20 protein-coding genes and 1 other annotated feature are annotated in these 20,567 nt (G+C 43.1%); of the genes, 3 read left to right on the top strand and 17 right to left on the bottom strand.

Annotated elements, in window-relative coordinates; translation table 11 throughout:
* Window positions 1-49: 49 nt before the first annotated feature.
* The 11 genes from trxA to zapA all read right to left on the bottom strand — a co-directional run bounded on the left by trxA (window position 50) and on the right by zapA (window position 11,504).
* Window positions 50-364: a thioredoxin gene (trxA, locus tag KP77_RS01490; RefSeq protein ID WP_041120966.1), complete on the bottom strand. Its 315-nt coding sequence runs from the start codon at window positions 362-364 to the stop codon at window positions 50-52.
* Window positions 365-655: 291 nt separating this feature from the next.
* Complete coding sequence (locus KP77_RS01485; RefSeq protein WP_041120965.1) at window positions 656-1,630, bottom strand: electron transfer flavoprotein subunit alpha/FixB family protein; 975 nt, start codon at window positions 1,628-1,630, stop codon at window positions 656-658.
* Window positions 1,631-1,658: 28 nt separating this feature from the next.
* Window positions 1,659-2,432: an electron transfer flavoprotein subunit beta/FixA family protein gene (locus tag KP77_RS01480; protein WP_041120964.1), complete on the bottom strand. Its 774-nt coding sequence runs from the start codon at window positions 2,430-2,432 to the stop codon at window positions 1,659-1,661.
* Between the two features lie 27 nt (window positions 2,433-2,459).
* Window positions 2,460-3,233, bottom strand: a complete 774-nt coding sequence (locus tag KP77_RS01475; RefSeq protein ID WP_041120963.1) for an enoyl-CoA hydratase — start codon at window positions 3,231-3,233, stop codon at window positions 2,460-2,462.
* 13 nt (window positions 3,234-3,246) lie between these two features.
* Window positions 3,247-3,828 (bottom strand): TetR/AcrR family transcriptional regulator, encoded by a 582-nt coding sequence (locus tag KP77_RS01470; RefSeq protein WP_041120962.1) that lies wholly within the window; start codon window positions 3,826-3,828, stop codon window positions 3,247-3,249.
* Window positions 3,829-3,936: 108 nt separating this feature from the next.
* Window positions 3,937-5,631: a long-chain-fatty-acid--CoA ligase gene (locus KP77_RS01465; RefSeq protein WP_041120961.1), complete on the bottom strand. Its 1,695-nt coding sequence runs from the start codon at window positions 5,629-5,631 to the stop codon at window positions 3,937-3,939.
* Between the two features lie 481 nt (window positions 5,632-6,112).
* A complete protein-coding gene (locus KP77_RS01460) occupies window positions 6,113-6,520 on the bottom strand; it encodes a DUF350 domain-containing protein (RefSeq protein WP_041121200.1) in 408 nt (135 codons plus the stop codon).
* Between the two features lie 20 nt (window positions 6,521-6,540).
* Complete coding sequence (locus KP77_RS01455) at window positions 6,541-8,898, bottom strand: endonuclease MutS2 (RefSeq protein WP_041120960.1); 2,358 nt, start codon at window positions 8,896-8,898, stop codon at window positions 6,541-6,543.
* A gap of 10 nt (window positions 8,899-8,908) precedes the next feature.
* Window positions 8,909-10,621 carry a DNA polymerase/3'-5' exonuclease PolX gene (gene polX, locus KP77_RS01450; protein ID WP_041120959.1) on the bottom strand — a complete coding sequence of 571 codons (1,713 nt, stop codon included), beginning with the start codon at window positions 10,619-10,621 and terminating at the stop codon, window positions 8,909-8,911.
* 66 nt (window positions 10,622-10,687) lie between these two features.
* Window positions 10,688-11,236: a CvpA family protein gene (locus KP77_RS01445; protein WP_041120958.1), complete on the bottom strand. Its 549-nt coding sequence runs from the start codon at window positions 11,234-11,236 to the stop codon at window positions 10,688-10,690.
* 7 nt (window positions 11,237-11,243) lie between these two features.
* Window positions 11,244-11,504 carry a cell division protein ZapA gene (zapA, locus tag KP77_RS01440; protein WP_041121199.1) on the bottom strand — a complete coding sequence of 87 codons (261 nt, stop codon included), beginning with the start codon at window positions 11,502-11,504 and terminating at the stop codon, window positions 11,244-11,246.
* Window positions 11,505-11,648: 144 nt separating this feature from the next.
* On the opposite strand from zapA, the gene rnhC reads away from it, so the two are divergent.
* A complete protein-coding gene (gene rnhC, locus KP77_RS01435; protein WP_041120957.1) occupies window positions 11,649-12,566 on the top strand; it encodes a ribonuclease HIII in 918 nt (305 codons plus the stop codon).
* Window positions 12,567-12,724: 158 nt separating this feature from the next.
* On the opposite strand, the gene pheT is transcribed toward rnhC, so the two are convergent.
* The 3 genes from pheT to KP77_RS01420 form a co-directional block, all read right to left on the bottom strand.
* Window positions 12,725-15,136: a phenylalanine--tRNA ligase subunit beta gene (pheT, locus tag KP77_RS01430; RefSeq protein WP_041120956.1), complete on the bottom strand. Its 2,412-nt coding sequence runs from the start codon at window positions 15,134-15,136 to the stop codon at window positions 12,725-12,727.
* A gap of 12 nt (window positions 15,137-15,148) precedes the next feature.
* A complete protein-coding gene (pheS, locus tag KP77_RS01425; RefSeq protein ID WP_041120955.1) occupies window positions 15,149-16,192 on the bottom strand; it encodes a phenylalanine--tRNA ligase subunit alpha in 1,044 nt (347 codons plus the stop codon).
* Between the two features lie 75 nt (window positions 16,193-16,267).
* Window positions 16,268-16,506, bottom strand: a binding site (T-box leader).
* A gap of 48 nt (window positions 16,507-16,554) precedes the next feature.
* On the bottom strand, window positions 16,555-17,304 hold the full coding sequence (locus KP77_RS01420) for a TrmH family RNA methyltransferase (protein WP_041120954.1): 750 nt from the start codon (window positions 17,302-17,304) through the stop codon (window positions 16,555-16,557).
* Window positions 17,305-17,402: 98 nt separating this feature from the next.
* Between KP77_RS01420 and sspI the strand changes: the two genes are divergently transcribed.
* On the top strand, window positions 17,403-17,612 hold the full coding sequence (gene sspI, locus KP77_RS01415; RefSeq protein WP_041120953.1) for a small acid-soluble spore protein SspI: 210 nt from the start codon (window positions 17,403-17,405) through the stop codon (window positions 17,610-17,612).
* Here sspI and KP77_RS01410 read toward each other — a convergent pair.
* From KP77_RS01410 to KP77_RS01400, 3 genes are all read right to left on the bottom strand, one after another.
* Window positions 17,602-18,054, bottom strand: a complete 453-nt coding sequence (locus KP77_RS01410; protein WP_041120952.1) for a small multi-drug export protein — start codon at window positions 18,052-18,054, stop codon at window positions 17,602-17,604. The genes sspI and KP77_RS01410 overlap by 11 nt on opposite strands.
* A gap of 276 nt (window positions 18,055-18,330) precedes the next feature.
* Window positions 18,331-19,416: a M42 family metallopeptidase gene (locus tag KP77_RS01405; protein ID WP_041120951.1), complete on the bottom strand. Its 1,086-nt coding sequence runs from the start codon at window positions 19,414-19,416 to the stop codon at window positions 18,331-18,333.
* A gap of 63 nt (window positions 19,417-19,479) precedes the next feature.
* Window positions 19,480-19,971, bottom strand: a complete 492-nt coding sequence (locus KP77_RS01400; RefSeq protein WP_235420641.1) for a dUTP diphosphatase — start codon at window positions 19,969-19,971, stop codon at window positions 19,480-19,482.
* Window positions 19,972-20,073: 102 nt separating this feature from the next.
* Here KP77_RS01400 and KP77_RS01395 point away from each other — a divergent pair, with 102 nt between their 5' ends.
* Window positions 20,074-20,469, top strand: a complete 396-nt coding sequence (locus KP77_RS01395; protein ID WP_041120950.1) for a hypothetical protein — start codon at window positions 20,074-20,076, stop codon at window positions 20,467-20,469.
* Window positions 20,470-20,567 lie beyond the last annotated feature (98 nt).

Here is a 20,567-nt window from a genome sequence, read left to right as displayed (position 1 = left end):
CAGGCAGCATATTCAAAATAAAAGCCGGGCACAAGGCCCGGCTTTATCATTATGCGTGTTTGTTAAGCAATTCTTCAAGTGCTTCTTTCGGCTGGAAACCTACTACCTTGTCAACAATCTCTCCATCTTTGAAGACAACAAGCGTAGGGATACTCATTACACCGTATTTGCTTGCTGTTTCCTGGTTTTCGTCCACATCAAGCTTAACAATTTTAACTTTGTCACCCATATCTGTATCTAGCTCTTCAAGAACAGGTGCAATCATTTTACAAGGTCCGCACCATGTAGCCCAGAAATCTGCCAGTACTAAACCTTCTTGTGTTTCAGTAGCGAATGTTTGATCAGTTGCGTGTGCAATTGCCATGTGAAATTCCTCCTTGTTGAATACGAATATAGTTGAAGTATAGCAGGGAGTATTATGTATTTCCACGTTTTTGCTTGAGAATTAAAAAGAGCCTAAGACGAGTGTCAGGCTCTTACAATCGTTTCGCTTCACTTCAGGCGGACGCTTTCCGGACGGAGGTTGCTGAGCCTCCTCGGCGCAAGCGCCTGCGGGGTCTCAGCTTCCCTCTATTCGTCCCGGAGTCGCCGCCTTACGCTCCGCTGCACTTAGATATATATAGAAATAAAATTTATCTACGAGTTACTCAGCTAATTATGATACTTTAACTTTTTTGAACTCTTCAATCAGAAGCGGTACGACATCAAACAGGTCGCCGACAATTCCGTAGTCAGCTACTTTGAAGATGTTCGCTTCAGGATCTTTGTTGATGGCAACGATCACTTTAGAATTAGACATACCTGCCATATGCTGAATCGCACCTGAAATTCCGCATGCAATATAAAGATCAGGTGTTACAACTTTACCAGTCTGTCCAATCTGAAGTGAGTAGTCACAGTAATCCGCGTCACATGCACCACGTGATGCACCTACTGCACCACCAAGCAGATCAGCAAGTTCTTTTAATGGTTTAAAACCGTCTTCACTCTTCACACCGCGGCCGCCTGCAACGATTACTTTCGCTTCTGACAGATCCACACCGTCCGTTGCTTTTCTGACTACCTCTTTTATAATTGTGCGAAGGTCTGTAATGTCAACGCTTACAGATGATACGTCACCTGAGCGACCATCTTCTTTTTCAAGAGCCGGGATGTTATTCGGACGGATCGTAATGAAAGTAAGGCCATCCTTGATAACTTTTTTCTCAAAAGCTTTACCACTGTAAATTGGGCGGATAAACTTTGGTGAATCTCCATCTGCTTCAATTGCTGTTACATCCGATACAAGACCGCTGTTTAGTCTGCTCGCAAGCTTTGGTGACAGATCTTTACCTAATGAAGTGTGTCCCATGACAATTCCTTCAGGGTTTTCCTGTTCAATCACTGCAAGGAGTGCCTGAGAAAAGCCATCTGAAGAGTATTGCTCAAGCTTTGCATCCTCAACTGTAATCACACGATCTGCGCCGTAAGCAACCAGTTCATTGACCACATCTGTGATTCCGTTTCCGATTAATACGCTGATCACTTCTCCGCCGTCAGCAATCATTTTACCCGCTGCAATTGCCTCGAATGATACGTTTCTAAGTGAACCTTCTCTTGTTTCTGCTAATACAAGTACTTTTTTGCTCATCGGTTATACCTCCTGAATAGTTATAGAGTTAGACTACTTTTGCTTCAGTACGAAGAAGTTGAACAAGTTCTTTTACCTGATCATCCACTTCACCTTCAAGAATACGTCCTGCTTCTTTTGCCGGTGGCAGATAAATCTCAACCGTTTCTGTTTTAGGTTCTACATCGTCTTCTTCAAGATTAAGGTCATCAAGCTCAATTTCATCAAGCGGCTTTTTCTTCGCTTTCATAATACCAGGCAGTGAAGGATAACGAGGATCATTCAGTCCCTGCTGTGCAGTTACGAGCAGTGGAAGAGACGTTTCAATTGTTTCTGAATCACCTTCAACATCGCGCACGATTTCTACCTTTTCTCCATCTATTTTGATGCTTGTAATCGTTGTTACGTAAGGAATGTTCAGGTAATCAGCTACACGTGGTGCAACCTGTCCTGATCCGCCGTCAATCGCAACGTTACCTCCGATAATCAGATCCGCGTCTTTATCCTTTAGATATTCAGAAAGGATTTTTGCAATTGAAAATTCATCTGTCATATCAACATCATCTTCAATGTTAATTAAGACTGCTTTGTCAGCGCCCATTGCAAGTGCTGTACGCAGTTGTTTTTCTGTTTCTTCATCGCCAACTGATACGACAGTTACTTCACCGCCGTGTGCGTCTTTTAGCTGAATAGCTTCTTCAATTGCGTACTCATCGTAAGGGTTAATGATGAACTCTGCGCCATCCTCTGCAATTTTTCCACCTGAGACAGAAATTTTTTCCTCTGTGTCAAACGTTCTCTTCATTAGCACATAAATATTCATGTATATTTCCTCCTGTTTATTAAGTGATTAACGGCCCTTAAATTCAGGCTGTCTTTTTTCAATAAATGCGCTGATTCCTTCTTTAGCATCTTCTGAAACGAATACTTCTCCAAAAATGTCAGCTTCTCTTACTACACCTTCATGAAAATCTCCAGTTTTGGAGTACTGAAGAAGTTCAAGTGCCGCTTTAACTGATACAGGACTTTTGCCAGCGAGTTTTGATGCAAGCGCTTTCGATTTTTCGAGCACCTCATCCTCAGGAAAAGCTTTATTCGCCAATCCCCACTGAACTGCTTCTTCACCGGTAATCGGGTCACTTGATAGCAGCATTTCCGCTGCTTTTGCGAATCCGACAAACCGTGGAAGACGCTGTGATCCTGCAAAGCCTGGTACAAGACCTAGCTGCAGTTCCGGAAGGCCAAGTTTTGCAGTCTCACTGACATAACGGATATGACAACCCATCGCAAGTTCCAGACCGCCGCCAAGAGCTGCACCGTGAATAGAAGCAATAATCGGCTTTGAGAACGCTTCCATTCTTTCGAAAACTTTTTGACCTCTCGCTGCAAGTTTTGAGAACTCAGCTCCTGACTCAACCTGAGTGAATTCCTTAATATCTGCGCCTGCTGAGAAGAATCGGCCTTCGCCGTGGATCAGCAGAACACGGACATTTTCATCTTGCTCTACAGCATCAAGCCAGCCGTTCACTTCCATGATCAAGTCGCTTGCAAGTGCATTTGCCGGCGGCCTGTTAATGACCGCAGTAGATATATACTGGTCATTCTCCCATTTTAAGAAGCTCATTGTGATCTCCCCTTCATTTGCATAATCCTTTAACTAATAGCCTATGTACACCTGGTGACAGTTCAGTAATTGAATACTTCTGGTCGCTAATGACCCAGCTTGTTGCCACCTCATCAATCGTACCAAATACCATCTGTCTTGCCAATCTTATATCGAGGTCTTCAGAAAGCGAACCGCTATCAACGCCGCGCTGCAGGACATCATCGATAAGGACCAGATATTCCTTCAGTACTTTATTAATTCTCATTCTGATATCTTTATTAGACTGCCTGAGCTCCAGCTGTGTTACAATGGCTAAATGGTGATCATCCGCAAGCATTTGGAAATGGCTTTCCACCAGTACCTTAAGCTGATCCACCGCGTCATCTGTACCTGACATCTTATTTCTGATTTTCTGAACAAATTGCCCCATCTTTTCTTCAAAAAGTGAAATGAGAATATCTTCTTTGTTCTTAAAATATAAATAGATTGTGCCGTCTGCAACGCCAGCCTGCTTGGCAATCTTGGAAACTTGCGCATGATGGTAGCCGTTCTCAGCAATGACCACTACGGCAGCATCAATAATTAATTTGTATTTCGGTTTATCTTTCTTCATTGGTCATCACCCTTCAATCACATATAAAAAAGACGAAAATATGAATGAATAGTCATTCATATTTTCATCTTACTAAGAAAACTTTACTTCGTCAAGAAAAAACCCGGACTATGACGAATGTTTTTGCTGCTGCTTTTCTCTTTCTTCCTCTACAAGCTTTCTTCTCAGAATTTTACCGACAGCTGTTTTTGGCAGCTCTTCACGGAACTCATAGATTCTTGGCACTTTATAAGCTGCCATATGCTTTCTCGCAAATTCATCAAGCTCTTCTTCTGTTACTTTCTGGTTCTGTTTCAGTACAACAAATAGCTTCACTGTCTCCCCGCGGTATGCATCCGGAACACCGACAGCTACTACTTCCTGTACTGCAGGATGCTCATACATCACTTCTTCAATCTCACGCGGATAAATATTAAATCCTCCGGCAATGATCATGTCTTTCTTACGATCAACCACATAGAAATAACCTTCTTCATCCATATAGCCAAGATCTCCGGTATACAGCCAGCCATCCTTTAAAATTGCGGCCGTTTCTTCAGGCTGATGCCAATACCCCTTCATCACCTGAGGGCCTTTAACAATAATCTCTCCAACTTCACCCGGAGGAAGTTCTTCCCCATTATCCATTGAGATGATTTTAGATTCAGTATCCGGCCATGGCACCCCTATGCTTCCTTTGATCCGCTTAGCATCCCAGATAAAGTTCGAATGCGTGACAGGTGAAGACTCGGTCAAACCGTATCCTTCTACCAGCTTACCACCTGTTACTTTTTCAAATTCCTCCTGCACTTCAACAGGCAGCGGTGCCGAACCGCTGATACACGATTGCACCGATGTTAAATCATACTTTTTCAGATCAGGATGATTTAAAATACCGATATAAATTGTAGGAGCCCCAGGGAAGATAGTAGGTTTTTGTTTATGAATCGTTTTAATTGCTGTATCTACATCAAACTTCGGTAATAGAATCATCTTATACCCCTGCATGACGGATAGAATCATAACTGTTGTCATACCATATACATGGAAAAACGGCAGAATCCCCATAATCGATTCTTCGCCTTTTTTATTTTTGTACAGCCAGGCATCGCACATTGACGCATTAGAAATGAGATTTCTGTGAGTCAGCATCACGCCTTTTGGAAAGCCTGTTGTACCTCCTGTGTATTGAAGTATCGCAATATCTTCTTCAAAATCAAGCGGCGGGATATCCGGATCAGGTGAAGCTGTCTTAAGTATTTCAGTCAGCAGATGGTTGCTGCCTGCATGCTCAACTTTTACTGTTAATCCATATTGTTTTTTCTGGATGTAAGGATAAATCAGGTTCTTTGGAAACGGCAAAAAATCTTTAATAGCAGAAATAATAATGTGTTCAAGGTCAGTATTATTAAATACTTTTGAAATGCGCGGGAATAAAATGTCCATAGATATAATTGCTTTAGCGCCTGAGTCCTTCATCTGGTACTCAAGTTCCCGCTCAGTATATAGCGGATTTGTCTGAACGACTACAGCACCCGCGTATAAAATTCCGTAATACGCAATGACAGATGCGGGCATGTTCGGTAGCATGATGGCTACACGATCACCCTTTTGAATACCAATGTCCTGAAGGTATTTTGCCATTTTAAGAGATGAGTCGTACATTTCCTTGAATGTAAACTCCTTCCCCATAAAGTGAACGGCGATTTTCTCAGGATAATTTTTTGCAGCCTCTGTTAAATATGCGTGTACTGGTTTCGGTTCATATTCCAGGTGTGTTGGAATTGAATCGGGGTAAAGCTTCAGCCACGGCTGTGATGTCATCTTAAAACCTCCTTATTTAGGATAAAATAATTAGAAAATTCTCATTTCTGGTTTTATTATAATCTAAATAGAAAACGGTTACAATTTTATTATAAGAAAAAAGACACAGAGTGCCTTTAAAAATTTATGAAAAGATATTGCTTTTGAAAGCGCGCCTGCCCTAGACCGGTTCACTTCGCTGCAGGCGGTGCTTTCCGGACGTGGGCCGTTTTTTGGCCCCATCCCAAGCCTCCTCGCGCTTTGCGCTGTGGGGTCTCAGCTATCCCTCTAATCGTCCCGGAGTCACCGCCTTCCGCTCCGTTACCCTTAACTCATTTATAATTAATACTTTATTATAGGTAACTTCCCGGTTATATAACAAAAAAATTCCAATCAAACCATTATACACACTATAAAGTTACTAAATACACAACCCCAATGATCATAAAAATAACACAGCAGACGATGAGGATTTTGATTAAGTTTTCCATGTTTCTACTCCTTAATTTATACTTGCTCCGATCACAAATGATAATCCAATTGAAATCAGCATGGAGATAAGGCCAACTGCTCTGTTATCTGATTTGATTTCTTCATCCACTTTAAATCCCGGTGTGAGAAATTCAAATACAAAATAAGCTACCAGCAGCAGGATAAAACCGAATATTCCCCAGCCCATCATTGTAAATAATGTATCATGCTGACTGATTGAGCTTTGAAAAATATTTGCGATACCAAAGATTTTTCCTCCGGTCGCCATTGCAACAGATAGGTTTCCATTTTTAATTTCTTCCCAGTTTTTATACTTGGTTACAAGTTCAAATATGGATAAAAATACAATCATACACACTACTACCACGCTGAAATAGCCCGCTGTTTCAATTAGCGGATGCTGCCAGAAGCCTTCCATTCCGCTCACCTTCTGCCCCATTATTTGAATTCCACAACGGTTACACCGCTGCCTCCCTCACCGTCTTCTCCGAGTCTTACTTTTTTCACTGAACGGTGATTTTTCAATTTTTCCTGAACGCCTGAACGTAATGCACCAGTACCTTTGCCGTGAATAATTGATACCCGTGGATATCCGGCGAGCAGCGCGTCATCAATGTACTTATCCACCCTCAGTAGTGCGTTTTCAAAGCGCTCTCCTCTGAGGTCGAGTTCAAGGCTCACATGAAAGTCTTTTCCTTTAACGGTTGCAAGCGGCTTCGGGTCCGGTTTTTTCTCACCCTTAATAAATTCGAGATCCTTCTCGTGAACTTTCATTTTAAGAATTCCCATTTGTACAGCCCATTCTTTTTCGTCTGTCTTCTTAATGAGGGTCCCCTTCTGGCCAAAGCTCAGTACGTTCACTTCGTCTCCCGGCTGAAGCGTTCTTTCAGATTTTGCTTTTTGCTGCTTTTTCTTTGCTGAAGATTTTGGTGCAGCATCATCGAGTCTCTTTCTCGCATCGATTAATTCATGCTCTTTTACATCAGCCTGTTTTTCAAACCTCAACTGGCGCAGTTCGGACATCACCTGTTCTGCTTCAGCTTTTGACTTCTCCACAATTTCCTGTGCCTTTAATTTGGCTTTTTCAATCATGTCATCTTTTTTACTGTAGTACTCAGCCATTTGTTTTTGCATGTCACGGTGAATCTTCTCAGCATCTCTCAGCAGATCCTGAGCTTCTTCGTAATCTGTTTCAGCACCTCTTCGGCTCGTTTCAAGAGAGGCAATCATCGCTTCGACAGCCTTACTGTCTGTGCCGACAAATGATTTTGCATGTTCAATCACATGATCGCTCAGTCCAAGTCTTTTTGAAATATCAAATGCATTACTGCGTCCCGGGACTCCGATCAGCAGTCGGTAAGTCGGACTGAGCGTTTCCACGTCAAATTCAACGCTCGCATTTATCACGCCGTCGCGGTTATACCCATATGCTTTTAATTCCGGATAGTGAGTCGTTGCTACAACCCTCGCACCGATCCCATGCACTTCATCCAATATAGAAATCGCAAGGGCAGCCCCCTCCTGAGGATCTGTACCTGCACCAAGCTCATCAAACAGCACTAAGCTCTCACTGTCAGCCTGCTTTAAAATTTCTACAATATTCACCATGTGAGAAGAGAATGTACTCAGACTCTGTTCTATTGACTGTTCATCGCCTATATCTGCATGAATAGACTGGAATACAGCAATTTTTGACCCATCCAGAACAGGAATCGGCAGACCGGCCTGTGCCATTAACGTGCATAGTCCAATCGTTTTTAACGTAACTGTTTTACCCCCGGTGTTCGGGCCGGTAATAACAATCGTAGAGAACTCTTCTCCGAGGTAAATATCATTTGCTACTGCTTCATCTGTCGGCAGCAGTGGATGTCTTGCTTTGATCAGCTTGATGATTCCCTGGTCGTTTACTTCAGGCTTTGTAGCCTTAATTGTTCGTCCATATTTGGCTTTAGAAAACATAAAGTCAAGATCAGCCAGAATATCTACTGTCAAAAGCAGATTATCAGCTTCCTGCTGTACTTCAAGTGACAGTGCAATCAGGATTTTTTCGATTTCCTCCTGCTCTTTCAGGCGCTGCTCACGAAGTTGATTGTTAAATTGAACAATAGAAGCCGGCTCAATAAATAATGTCTGTCCGGAAGATGACTGGTCGTGGACAATCCCGCCGTAATGACTTCTGTACTCCTGTTTAACCGGAATCACGTAGCGGTCATTACGGATCGTGATGACTGCATCTGAAAGCATTGTTGCAGCATTTTTTGAACGGATTGCACTTTCAAGCTTTTCCCTCACTCTGCTTTCACTCGTTCTGATTCGCTGACGGATCGCACGCAGTTCTGTACTGGCTGAATCATGTACTTCTCCGCTTTCGTCAATTGAATCAAATATCTGATGCTCTAACGGTGTCAGCACAGCGAGCATTTCTTTTTTTTCAGTAATAATCGGAATTGAAATTTCCCGCTCCTCATGCATATCATCAACAAAGTTTCTGATATGTTTACCGGCTCTGATCGTGCTTGCAACCTGTATCAATTCTGCTGCACTGAGCATCCCGCCGATTTGTGAACGCTTAATATGCGGCCTGATATCAAATATCCCGCCAAGCGGCATACCGCCCTTCAATCTTAATATCGTTGCCGCTTCATCTGTTTCATCCTGAAGTCTTGTCACTTCTTCAAGTGAAAAAGAAGGCTCCATTTTTTCTATTCTCATCGAACCAAGTGATGATGCTGCGTGTTCCATCACGAGGCTTTTAATTTTATTAAATTCAAGCGTTTTAATTGATTTATTCAACAGCTTTCTCTCCTTACTCGTGGCGTTTTAGGAATTTTGACAGTTCTTCAAAAGTCAGTGCATTCATTACTGACTCTTTTTTCAACCAGCCTTTACGCCCCACTTTAACACCAAGATCCATAAACTCCAGATGAGCCTGATCGTGGGCATCTGTATTGATAAAAATCGGCACACCCATCTCCTGGGCTTTTGCCACGTGCTCATGGTTTAAATCAAATCTGTACGGATTAGCATTCAGTTCAAGGCCCGTATTTGTTTCAGCAGCCCTTTTGATCAGCTGATCGATATCCGGTTCATATCCCTTACGCTCACCGACAATCCGCCCTGTAGGATGCGCAATAAAATCAACGTGCGGATTAAGTAGTGCTGTCTCAAGTCGCTCCATAATCTTTTCCTGTGACTGCGAAAATGATGAGTGAATAGAAGCAATAACAATATCGAGCTCTGCTAACAGATCGTCTTCATAGTCAAGTGACCCATCAGGCAGGATATCCATTTCGATCCCGGCAAGCACTTCAATTTCAGGATACTTTTTATTGAGCTCCCTGATCTCCTGCATCTGTTTTCTTAACCGCTCCGCTGACAGGCCGTTTGCCACTTTCAGATAAAAAGAGTGGTCAGTGATCGCCATGTAATCGTATCCTTTTTTAATACATGCTTCAATCATTTCCTCAAGTGAGTAAGCCCCGTCACTCCAGGTCGTGTGCATGTGCAGGTCCCCTTTAATATCTTCAAGGGAAATCAGTGATGCTGCTTCTTTATGCTTTTCAACTTCGCGTCCATTTTCACGCAGTTCAGGCGACAGATATTCAAGATCAAAGTATTTGAAGAATTCTTCTTCCGTTTCGAACGTTCTTACTTCACCTGTATCATTATTTTCCACACCGTACTCACTGATCTTTTCCCCGCGCTCTTTTGCAATCTGCCGTAGCCTGACATTATGATCTTTAGATCCAGTAAAATGATGCAGCGTTGAAGGAAAAGCCTTATCTTCTATCAGTCTGATATCAATGGAAATATCCACACCCCGCTCAAGAACAATTGACACTTTCGTATCGCCGCTTGAGATGACTTCCTTTAATCCTTCCACCTGAAGAATCTGTTCTCTTACTTTTTCCGGTTCTTCAGTTGATGCAATATAATCGAGGTCTTTCACAGTTTCAGCCGTTCTCCTGAGACTGCCTGCTCTTGAATAACGGATGATTTCATTGATGCCCCCAAGCAGCAAATCGATTTCTTCTGCAATTGGCAATACAGTTGCGATCGGCAGGCGTTCCGGACGGCTCCCTGCATTCTCAACGGCTGCGAGAATTTTTTCTTCAGTCTTCGCACCAAAACCTGATAAAGCCTGCACTTTTCCTTCCTCACACGCTGCCTTCAGGTTGTCGATGGACTCAACACCAAGCTCCTGATACAGACGGGCAATTTTTTTACCGCCAAGCCCCGGCAGCTTTAATAAGGGAATTAATCCTTCAGGCACTTCTTTTTTCAGTGAAGTAAGCGTTTCAGACTCTCCTGTTTCCACATATTCCTTGATAACCGCTGCTGTTCCTTTTCCTACGCCTTTCAGCGCTGTGAAGTCATCGATTTGTGATAAGCTTCTCTGATCTGTTTCTACTGCCTGCGCAGCTTTTCTGAATGCGCTGATTTTAAAAGGATTCTCACCTTTCAGTTCCATATATACTGCAATCTTCTCAAGTAATTTAATCACATCTTTTTTATTCACTCTGAACGCTTCCTTTCGTTAAAAAGCCCGGAATCCGCGAGGTGGAATTCCGGGCTTTCTAAATGGTTAAGATGATGACGAACGCGTTTCCAGCCACCAGTCTTTTACTTGTTCTGAAAACACGGGTGTATGTTCAAGAATAAATGCCGCAATCCAGGAACCTTCCAATGTATTCTGGACGATTGCCATCGGGATCATCGCAGCAATATAGATAAGTACAAATAAGACAATATACATCTCAATAAAACCAAGCAGTCCTCCGCCAATCACATTCAGCGGACGCAGCATTGGAAACTGGGCAACAGAATCAAACATTGATCCGATCAGCTGCATAACAATTTTAGCAGCAAAGAAGATGATCGCAAAAGCAATGATTCGATAGTAAGCATCTTCAAGATTGACAGACTCCGCAATCAGCGCAAGCTGTGAATCAGTATCAAATGCAGGATACGGCACCCAGAGTACTAATTTCGGAGCCAGCTCCCCATAGTACCGGTAAGCAAGGAAAAATGAAATAATAAAGCCGATCATATGAATCAATTGTAAAATAAAACCCCGGCGCAATCCAATAAGGAAACCGGCCACAAGCAAAATAAACAGTACCAAATCTAGCATCCATCATTCAATCCCTTAATTTTTTTAATTCTTTCTCGAGTTCTTCCATTTCTTCTTTTAACTTTAAATAATCATGTACTGCATTCACAGCTGTCAGCACAGCAAGCTTTGACGTATCCAGTGCGGGGTTAACCGAACTGATCTCTCTCATTTTATCATCTACCATTGAAGCAACAAGTCTGATGTGAGACGTGGACTCACTGCCTACGATGGAGTAAGATTGTCCATAGATGTCAACGCTTGTGCGATTTTTATGATTGTTAGACAACGCAGCTGCCCCCATTCTCAAGAATCCTAATCACTATCATAACATGTAGAATTTACAGATGAAAAGAAAAGTTGATTTTATTTACAAATACCGTCACTATAGAATGCTGGCGACTCAAATCCAACATATATAAAGGAGAAATCTATGGCGAATGCAGTACTGACTTTACCAATTTCGAAGATACGCGACATGAAACTACATTATCAGCAATTTTTAAAACCTAACCCTCCAGCAGGGGCATTATTTTCAGCCAAAGGACCGGGTTACGCCATTACTGCGTATAAGTCAGGAAAGGTTTTATTCCAGGGTCAGACCGGGGAACAGGAGGCCGTAAAATGGGGCAGTCCTGAGCAGAAAGCAAAAAAGGTTTCTTCCCCTTCAAATAAGGTTCTTCCTGAAGGTATTGCAAATATGTCGATTATCGGAACAGATGAAGTGGGAACAGGTGATTATTTTGGTCCAATAACAGTTGTGGCTGCTTATGTATCAAAAGAGCAGATTCCTTTATTAAAGGAACTTGGCGTGAAAGATTCTAAACATTTAACAGATGAAACGATCGTAAAAATTGCTAAAGATCTGATCCATACCATTCCTTACAGCCTTCTCACACTTCCTAATGAAAAATATAATTCAAAGCAGCAGCAGGGCTGGACGCAGGGAAAAATCAAAGCGGTTCTTCATAATCAGGCAATTATCCATTTGAACAAAAAAATCGCTCCTGTGAGACCTGAATGTATCCTGATTGATCAGTTTGCTGAAGAAAAAGTGTACTTCCGTCATGTAAGCGGAGAAAAAGCGATTTACAGAGAAAAAGTATATTTCAGCACGAAAGCTGAAGGTATTCATCTGGCTGTTGCAGCTGCCTCAATTATCGCCCGGTATGCGTTCATTAAAGCGATGGACCAGCTTAGTGAAGAGGCAGGTTTCACCCTTCCTAAGGGAGCCGGCGCTAAAGTCGATCAGGCTGCTGCCAGACTGATCCGCTCAATGGGAGAGGAAAGTCTTAATCATTTTACGAAGGAACACTTTGCGAATACGGTGAAAGCGAAGAAGCTTGTGTGATGGATTTTTTAAGGGGGCACAGCAGGGACGGAGTTAACTGTACCATTTTTAGAATCATTCCAAAAGTGAATCAGGAAGCTCCGTCCCTCCCATGTCACCTAAATCATGTAAAAACGCCATCAAAAAAGCTGAGACCAAACGTCTCAGCTTTTTTACATTTATGAACGCAGTTCTGCGCCTGTTTCCTGCTTAACCGCTTCAAGCACTTTGGTATGTGCTTTTACGACTTCTTCATCTGTTAATGTACGTTCAGGATCCATATACGTCAGTGAGAATGCAAGAGATTTTTTACCTTCCTCCATTTTATCCCCCTGATACAGATCAAATAATTGAACCTGCTTCAGCAGTGTTCCGCCGGCTTGTTTAATAACCGACTCAATTGTACCTGCTGCTACATCTCTATCTGTCACAAGCGCGATATCGCGTGAGATAGAAGGGTATCTTGGAATCGCGTTATATTTAAGCGGCGCTGATTCTTCCTGGTAAATCGCTTCAAGCTTGATTTCAAATACATATGTTTCCTTTAGGTCAAGCTCTTTTGCTTTGACAGGGTGAACCTGTCCGACAATGCCGATCGGCTGGCCCTTGTAAATAACGGCAGCTGTTCTGCCAGGATGCAGCTGATCCATTTTAGCAGCTTCATAGCGGATATCTTCAGTTACACCAAGCTTCTCCCAAAGGGTATCTAAAATACCTTTTGCTACATAGAAGTCAACCGGCTTTTTCTCCCCCTGCCATGGATGCAGCTGCCACAGACCTGTCAGCGCTCCGGCAAGATGTTCTTCTTCGTTCGGCAGTTCTCCGCCTTCAGACAGGAAGACTGACCCTGTTTCATAAAATGCTGAAGAATCTTTTTGTCTCGCGCTGTTGTATGAAACACTCTCAAGCAATTGCGGAATGATACTTTGTCTCAGCTGGCTTCTTTCTTCACTCATTGGCATCATTAGCTCAACAGGTGTTTTCACCTCAAGCGCAAACTCAGTGACTTTCTGCTGGTTAGTCAGTGAATACGTGACAGCCTGAACAAGTCCTGCCCCTTCCATTGTCTGACGAATCAAACGGCGCTTTTGTTGTCTCGGAGATAGTCCGCCCGGATTTGTTTCATGAACCGGAAGCGTCATTGGAATATTGTCATATCCATAAAGACGTGCAACCTCTTCGATCAGATCTTCCTCAATTTCAAGATCCCCGCGGCGCGTTGGAGCTGACACTGTAATGATGCCGTCTTTTGCTTCTGCTTCAATCTGCAGCCGGCGGAAAATATCGAGCACATCAGCTTCAGAAAGATCTGTACCAGTTACACGATTAATTTTCTCAAGGCTGATTGAAATCACTTTTTCTTTGATATCCATATGTTCAGCGGCAGATGTACCGGAGAGTACTTTTCCATCTGCATACAGTGACATCAACTGGGCTGCGCGTTCTGCTGCAAGTGCTGCACGCTTGGGATCCACACCTTTTTCAAAACGCGAGCTTGCTTCACTGCGCAAGCCGATCTCTTTTGACGTCTGACGTACTGAAGACGGTGCGAAGTATGCAGACTCAATGACAACATTGACTGTCTGATCAGTCACTTCACTGTCATAGCCGCCCATCACACCTGCAATCGCCATCGGCTCTTCACCATTCGTGATCACCAGATGATTGTCACTTAACGTTCTCTCAGCCTCATCAAGCGTCTTAATCTTCTCACCCTGCTTGGCAAGACGGACGACAATTTGGCCTGTTTTAATCTGATCGAGGTCAAATGCATGAAGCGGCTGGCCGTATTCAATCAGAATATAGTTCGTGATATCAACAACATTGTTATGTGGTCTGATGCCGGCAGCAACGAGACGGTTTTTCAACCACTGTGGAGATTCACCGACTTTAACATCCTTTACTACTTTTGCAAGGTAGATCGGATTTTCTTCAGTCGCTTCAACGCTTACCTTAATCGCATCTTCCGCTTTCTCTGAGACAGTGTCATAGCTCAGATCAGGCAGCTTTACAGGACGATCAAGAATAGCGCCTGTCTCATAAGCCACACCAATCATACTCATTGCATCTGCGCGGTTCGGTGTCAGACCGAGTTCTAAAATTGCATCATCGAGCATCAGTGCTTCAAGCGCATCTGCACCGACTTCTGCATTTTGAGGGAAATTAAAAATACCTTCTGCATATTTCTTTTCAACAAGCTTTGCCTCTACGCCAAGCTCCTGAAGTGAGCAGATCATCCCGTGAGAAGCTTCACCGCGCAGCTTCGCTTTTTTAATTTTAAAATTACCGGGAAGTACTGCGCCTACTTTTGCTACAGCTACTTTCTGTCCTTCGGCAACGTTTGGAGCGCCACAGATAATCTGTACGTTCTCATCTTCTCCTACATCCACCTGACAAATGTTCAGCTTGTCTGCTTCCGGATGTTTTTCACATGAGACAACGTGTCCGATGACCACATTTTTAATCCCTTCTGCAGGTACTTCTACTCCTTCAACCTCAATTCCTGAGCGTGTAATCTTCTCAGCAAGTTCTTCAGGTGTTACATCAGTTAAGTCAATATATTCTTCCAGCCATTTATAAGATACAAACATGTCAGATCCTCCTTAGCGAATTTCCTTACGTGCGAATTGTTTTAAGAAACGGTCATCATTCGTGTAGAAATGACGGATATCATCAATTCCGTATTTCAACATGGCAATCCGCTCCGGTCCCATTCCAAATGCAAACCCTGTATATTTTTCAGGATCAAATCCAGCCATTCTTAAGACGTTTGGATGCACCATTCCAGCTCCAAGAATCTCAATCCAGCCTGTGCCTTTACACACGCTGCAGCCTTTACCACCACAGATCTTGCATGAAATATCCATTTCAACTGACGGTTCTGTAAATGGGAAGAAACTTGGACGAAGTCTGATTTCACGGTCTTCACCAAACATTTTCTTCGCAAATACATTCAGCGTTCCTTTCAGATCACTCATACGGATATTTTCATCCACTACAAGGCCTTCAATCTGCATGAACTGATGAGAGTGCGTGGCATCATCATTGTCACGGCGATACACTTTACCCGGACAGATAATTTTCACAGGGCCTTTTCCTGCGTGACGTTCCATTGTTCTTGCCTGTACAGGTGAAGTGTGTGTTCTGAGCAGCACATCTTCTGTAATATAAAATGAATCCTGCATATCTCTTGCAGGGTGACCCTTAGGCAGGTTAAGCGCTTCGAAGTTGTAGTAATCCTTCTCAACTTCAGGGCCTTCCTCAACGGTATAACCCATCGAAATAAACAGATCTTCAATTTCTTCAATGACAGTTGTCAGCGGGTGAGCGTGACCAGCTGGCACAGGACGCCCAGGCAGTGTGACATCAATTGACTCTTCAGCAAGCTGTTTTTCAACTGCTTCTTTTTCAAGTCCTATCTGCTTTTCTTCGATCGCACCTGTTATCTGGTCGCGCACTTCATTTGCCAGCGCGCCCATCTTAGGGCGTTCTTCAGCTGAGAGCTTACCCATTCCCTTCAGCACTTCAGTGATCGGTCCTTTTTTACCCAGATAAGCAACCCGGACATCATTTAATTCTTTTAAGTCAGCAGCATGCTGAACTTTTTCAAGTGCTTCCTGCTTCAGTTCCTGTAATCGTTGTTCCATTACATGCGTTCCTCCTCTAATTCATCGGCTCAGACTAGGAGCCGGATCAATATAAAAAAGCACTTCACCCCTGGTAAAAGGGACGAAGTGCTTTGATTCCGTGGTACCACCCTGATTGATCCGTCATAACAGACAGATCCGCTCATTAGACTGATAACGGCGTTTAGCCGGTACACCTTTACGCAATATGCGGTCCCGGTGACAACTCTGGAGGTGAACTTCATCATGGTTTGTGCAGGCGGATTTTCAGTCAAGGATCCACCTTCCCTGTCACACAAATTGACCAGATTACTTTTCTCCGTCAACGTTTTTATTTCTTTTCACAACAAGTATATACTACTTGAAATTCATTTTAAAGACAATCATTGTTTTTTCAAATGATAAAGCAGGATCCCTGCAGCAATCGCCACATTTAATGATTCGCTTTTTCCATAGATCGGGATATAAAGGTTTTGATCTGTCAGTTCAAGAAACTCAGGATTTACTCCGGCACCTTCATTACCGACAATCAATGCAAACTTTTCCTGCTGTGCAGTGTGACCATAAGGCTCAGCACCCTGCAGAGAAGTTCCGAATACAGGAATTCCAAGCTCTTTACATGCTTCAATTGCCGAAGACAGGTCTTGTCTGATCAATGGCAGGTGAAAATGACTGCCCTGTGCGGAGCGGAGTACTTTTGCATTATATGGATCAGCGGTGCCTTTCCCAAGTATAATGGCATCTATTCCAGCTGCATCAGCTGTTCTGATCATTGTGCCAAGGTTACCCGGATCCTGTACAGCATCAAGCATCAGAATGTTCGCTGCCTTAAGGCTCTCGAATTCAGCAGAAGGCTGTCTGCAGACGGTGAATACACCTTGTGTATGTTCAGTCTCTGCAAGCGAGAGCGCAATTTCTTCAGTGACAAAATGTATCGTTGCCTCCTCAAGATAGTCAGGCAGTTCTATTCCTTCTTTTACAATCACTTCTACTGCTGCATCAGCTTTAATTGCCTCTTCAGTCAGATGCCATCCTTCAGCTATAAATAATCCGCTCTTATCGCGGCCTTTTTTCGTCGTAAGCTTTTTCCACTCTTTTACTTTCGTATTTTGCAGTGATTGAATCACGTGTATGCAACTCCCTGTCTCATCGATTTTCTTATTATAGCCGAGTTTTTATGTATAAACAAAGTGAAGATGGAGAAACTATCATTCTGAATGGAGGGTTGACGATGAATTTGAATATTAGACAAACCGTCGTACAAAATGTAAAAGAAAACAACGTTGAGCAGCTGAAGGATACGATTGTTGATTCAATTCAGAGAGAGGAAGAACAGCTCCTGCCTGGACTTGGTGTGCTGTTTGAGATCATCTGGAAAGAAAGCCCTGAAGCAGAACAGCAAAAAATGCTGCAGGTGCTTGAAAGCGGACTTAAGCATTAAGCAAAAAGTCCACTCCAAACACTGCAGCATAGCCGAATGCAAGCGTCCACAGCGCAATACTGATCACCTGCCAGATTAATACGCGCGTTTTATCAGCACCTAATGTCAGCGCGATAAAAGCAGCAATGTGCGTACCAATCAGGATAGGTCCAAGAAGTGACAGGCCGGGTAACCCATACTTATTCCAAATATTTCTCGCCCTCGTCTGTCGCTTTCCTTCTTTTTCACCTTCACTTTTTTCTTTTCGTCTTGCCATATATTCCTTCACTTTCTGAAATAAAACAACCAGCAGAAAGACAGTTAACAGATTACCTGCAAACCCCGTTATCATCACCCAGAACGGAGACAGCCCCCTCAAAATTCCAAGCGGGATCACCAGCGCAATCTCAAGCCACGGCGTAGCTGCCGCAAGAAACAACAGCGCATATTCAATAATTGGCATAATAGACTCCTTTTTCATTATTAATGCCATCATATCAAAAAAAGGCTGAGACATGTAAAAAAGTCTCAGCCTCTGATACTGTAACCGGTTCACTGCGTTTCAGGCGGATGCTTTCCGGACGGCGGTCGCTGAGCCTCCTCACGCTTTGCGCTGCGGGGTCTCAGCTCTCCCGCTTAACATCCCGGAGTCACCGCCTTCCACTCCGTTCACCTAGAATATGATAATTAGATCGCTAATAAATCTTGTTCTTCTGCATTTATTAGACAATCATTCACATTAATCAAACGTAATTGAATTAACAGTATCACGGTCAAGCTTTTTAATGACTTCCACGATCAGATTCACTGCATTCTCATAATCATCCTTATGAATCATCGCTGCGTGTGAATGAATGTAGCGTGATGCTACAGTAATCGCAATAGAAGGTGCACCTGTCGCAGATAAGTGTATCGAACCTGCATCTGTTCCTCCGCCTGCAATCGCATCAAACTGATAAGGAATTCCGTGCTCATCAGCAATATTCGTAATGAAATCTCTCAGTCCTTTATGACCGACCATTGATGCATCATATAGAATAATCTGAGGACCGTCACCCATCTTTGAACTTGCTTCTTTAGCTGTCACACCAGGCGTATCTCCTGCAATACCAACATCGACTGCAATACCGATATCAGGTTTTACCGTTGCAGCTGCTGTACGGGCACCGCGCAGGCCGACTTCTTCCTGGACTGTACCTACTCCGAAGACTTCATTCGGATGCTGCTGGTCTTTCAGATGTCGAAGCACATCAATGGCAATCGCACATCCGATACGGTTATCCCAGGCTTTTGCAAGAAGCATTTTATCATTGTTCATCACTGTGAACTCAAAATATGGAACAGCCATATCACCAGGTGTTACGCCCCATTCCATTGCTTCTTCTTTAGATGATGCACCGATATCAATAAACATGTCTTTAATATCAACAGGCTTTTTCCGCGCTTCCGGAGGGAGGATATGCGGTGGTTTTGATCCAATTACACCTGTGATATCCCCTTTATTGGTTACGATCGTTACACGCTGAGCCAGCATGACCTGAGACCACCAGCCACCGACTGTCTGGAACTTAAGAAAGCCTTTGTCATCAATCTGTGTGATCATAAAGCCGACTTCATCGAGGTGACCTGCCACCATCACGCGCGGTCCGCCTTCTTCACCTGATTTCTTTGCGATCAGGCTTCCGATACCATCTGTTGACACTTCATCAGCAAATGGCGATATGTATTTCTTCATAACTTCTCGTGGCTCCCGTTCATTACCCGGAATTCCTTTTGCATCCGTTAAATCTTTCAGCATAGTCAGCTGTTCATTATATTTTGTCATTTCTTCGCCTCCCTAACATATTTCCAACAGTCATTATACCACTTCGACAGAGTATTCACAAAATTAGTATTCATTTTTTTGACGCTCAACGTTAACTTTGTTTTTTTGAATATAAGCCTCTATCGTATCCTGTGCACTGAAGCTGAGCTTTTCACCAATGGCTAAATACACACGCCACATCTGAATATAATGGTCTTTAGTCTGGTCCCGTTCGAACTCACTAATACTCGTGTTATATGCTATAAATAAATCCGTCAGCGATTGGCTTCCCTCTTCAGCAGCGCTGTCCGAAAATCTGAAATCCTTTTCAAGACCAATGGATAATAGAAAATGAATGCCATCTACATATTCTTCAAGGATCACACTTTTTTCCGAAGGTCCTTTTCGGCTCCAGAACTTAAAACACCTTGTTTCATTTGCAAGCTCCCCTGCTTCTACTGATAAAGCAAGCAGTTTTTCTCTTAACAGATCTTTACCTGACAGGTTATTTTCTTTTTCAATAAAAGAATCCAATTCATATTGCATGTGATACAGTTCTTCCCAGTTCAACATCATACCCTCTCCTTCTGATTCAGTTTAACAAAAAATCATAGAAAAACTGAAACTTTTCCGAGTCTGAATACGTACAAGGGTAAAAGGAGTTACAGGGGGTTTCACATGATCTTAATTCTGCTCAGAGTACTGATTACTGTACTGATACTCTATCTGCTATATAAAGGGATAAAATATTTGTTTGATCCTAAAAGAAAGCTTGAGCTCGCTCATGAAAAAGAAGACTACTACTTCCACGATGATGCACGCAACCCGAGGAAAAACTTTTTCATCACGTACAACGGAGTTATGTTTCAGGGCGAGAAATACCTTGGCGAGGCTGACCGTTCGTTTGATGTTGTGAGTATATTCGTCTGGCCGGATGACCCGGCTAATTTGCAGGGGTTTAAGGTGGAAGATTTCCGTTTTATAGAGACTGAAATCAAGAGCAACTATCCATACGCAAAAATTGACTGGAAAAGTCCGATCCGGGAGCTTCTTGAAAAGGAAGATACGGACTGATTGATTTTTCAGTTCCGCAGCTGGCTATAATGCGGCGCTCTATCTACAGAAAAAGGGGGTAAGCCTCTTCACGTTTGAAAGTGAAGAGGCTTACCCCT

Source organism: Jeotgalibacillus alimentarius, assembly GCF_000829445.1.
GTDB lineage: Bacteria > Bacillota > Bacilli > Bacillales > Jeotgalibacillaceae > Jeotgalibacillus > Jeotgalibacillus alimentarius.
The sequence above is the reverse complement of the archived record's forward strand: the minus strand, read 5'-3'. Positions and strand labels throughout refer to the sequence as shown.